The sequence below is a fragment of the Streptomyces katrae genome, from assembly GCF_000966975.1.
In the GTDB taxonomy this organism is placed as follows: domain Bacteria; phylum Actinomycetota; class Actinomycetes; order Streptomycetales; family Streptomycetaceae; genus Streptomyces; species Streptomyces katrae.
This window is the reverse complement of the sequence record NZ_JZWV01001598.1, coordinates 1-1,898: the sequence shown is the minus strand read 5'-3', so window position 1 is coordinate 1,898 and position 1,898 is coordinate 1. Positions and strand designations below refer to the sequence as shown.

At 72.0% G+C, this 1,898-nt stretch carries 3 protein-coding genes; 2 read left to right on the top strand and 1 reads right to left on the bottom strand.

Features of this window, described 5'->3' with window-relative positions:
* The coding region (locus tag VR44_RS39525; RefSeq protein WP_045952528.1) for a phosphotransferase family protein at nucleotides 1–955 on the top strand (955 nt) is incomplete at its 5' end.
* A gap of 6 nt (nucleotides 956–961) precedes the next feature.
* Here the strand turns inward: VR44_RS39525 and VR44_RS39520 are convergent.
* Nucleotides 962–1,414: a hypothetical protein gene (locus VR44_RS39520; RefSeq protein ID WP_045952527.1), complete on the bottom strand. Its 453-nt coding sequence runs from the start codon at nucleotides 1,412–1,414 to the stop codon at nucleotides 962–964.
* Nucleotides 1,415–1,631: 217 nt separating this feature from the next.
* On the opposite strand from VR44_RS39520, the gene VR44_RS39515 reads away from it, so the two are divergent.
* Nucleotides 1,632–1,898: Lrp/AsnC family transcriptional regulator (locus VR44_RS39515; protein WP_045952529.1), on the top strand; the 267-nt coding region annotated here is incomplete at its 3' end.

Genomic DNA, 1,898 nt, shown 5'->3' with positions numbered 1-1,898 from the left:
CAGCGAGACCCTGCTCTTCGACATCGAACACCCCGACGCCCCGGTCCGCGGCTGCGCCCTGCGGCTGGCCGCCGACCCGGCCGCCTACACCGTCTTCCCCGCCTACGACATGCCCCGCCAGCACCGCGTGATGTCCCTGGTCGCCGAGCACACCGACCTCCCCGTCCCACGCGTGCTCTGGCTGGAGGAGGACCCCGCCCCGCTGGGCTCGCCGTTCTTCGTGATGGCCCGCGCCGAGGGCCGCGTACCGCCCGACGTCATGCCCTACACCTACGAGGGCAACTGGCTGCACTCCGCGACCGACGCCGAACGCGCCGAGCTCCAGGAGGCGAGCATCTCCCTCCTCGCCCGCCTGCACGACCAGTTCCCGGCGAAGGAGGCCGAGTTCCTGCTCCCCGCCGGCCAGGGCAGCCCGCTGCGCCGCCACGTCGACGCGCAGCGCGCCTACTACGCCTGGGTGGTGGAAGGCCTGGCCCGCTCACCCCTGCTGGAGCGCGCCTTCGACCGGCTGGAGGAGCTCTGGCCCGCCGACGAGGGCGAGCCCGTCCTCAACTGGGGGGACGCCCGCATCGGCAACGTCGTCTACGACGGCTTCCGGCCGGCGGCGGTCCTGGACTGGGAAATGGCCGCCTGCGCCCCGCGCGAGGTCGACCTCGGCTGGACCGTCTACCTGCACCGCTTCTTCCAGGACCTGACCGTCGGCTTCGGCCAGCCCGGCCTGCCGGACTTCCTGCGCCGCGAGGACCTGGAACGCCGCTACGCCGAACTCACCGGCCACACCCCGAGGGACATGGAGTTCCACACCCTCTACGCCGCCCTGCGGCACGGCATCGTGATGCTGCGCATCGCCTACCGGCAGGCGTACTTCGGGGAGGTCGAGGTCCCCGCGGACCCGGACGGCCTGATCCTGCACCACGACAGCCTGGCCGCCATGGTGCAGGGAACCTACTGGTAGCGCAGGTCAGGCGGCCTGCGCGTGCTCGCGCTTCTGCGGCAGCGGGGCCGCCTCGGCCAGCCGTACGGGACGCGAGCCCGGACCGCCGACGTGCGAGAAGGGCTGCGTCCGCCAGTCGAGGCCCTGCGGCAGCGTGAGGTGCACGACGGCCTCCAGCTCCGGCTGCTCCGACTGGAGCAGCCCGGCCGCCGCCAGCGCGTCCGAAACCGGCCGGCCCGTACCCGCGCACACCGTGAGCCCGAACGGGTTCCAGGGGGTCAGGCACAGGGCGTGCTCCGGGAGCAGCTCCTCGTCCGCGACGAGGGCGATCGACTGCCCGCAGTCGGGGCAGATCGCGTGGTGGATCTCGAAGCCCTCGGCGTCGCCGGGTTCGAGGTAGTCGTCGTCCTCCGCGTACTCGGCGGCGAGCGGTTCCCGGGGCTCCGGTTCGGTGCGACCGGCGCGCTTGGTGTTCAGCATGGATGTACTCCCCCTTGGGTGGGCCGGGCGGGCAGTTTCTTCGGCCACGGCCACACCAAGCACTTCCCGCCACGCGGCACGAGTAACCACGAGAGCGGGATGTACGCCCGTACACGTCTGTGGCTTTGGTCACATGCCCGCCGCAGGTGCCACTTCTGCGTGGACACCGCTGTGCCTGGAGCGGTCCTGGGCCTTAGGTTGAGCGGCTATGAGCGCAATGGAGGAGCTGGACCGCCAGATCGTGGATCTGCTCGTGCGGGACGGGCGGATGAGCTACACGGACCTGGGCAAGGCCACGGGCCTGTCCACGTCGGCGGTCCACCAGCGAGTACGCAGGCTGGAGCAGCGCGGCGTCATCCGCGGTTACGCGGCCGTGGTCGACCCCGAGGCCGTCGGGCTCCCCCTCACGGCCTTCATCTCGGTCAAGCCGTTCGACCCGAGCGCCCCGGACGACATCGCGGAGCGGCTGGCGGGGGTACCGGAG

Bases quoted from the DNA above. Each gene is read 5' to 3' on its own strand.
- VR44_RS39520 (WP_045952527.1), bottom strand. From the start codon at position 1,414: ATGCTGAACACCAAGCGCGCCGGTCGCACCGAACCGGAGCCCCGGGAA.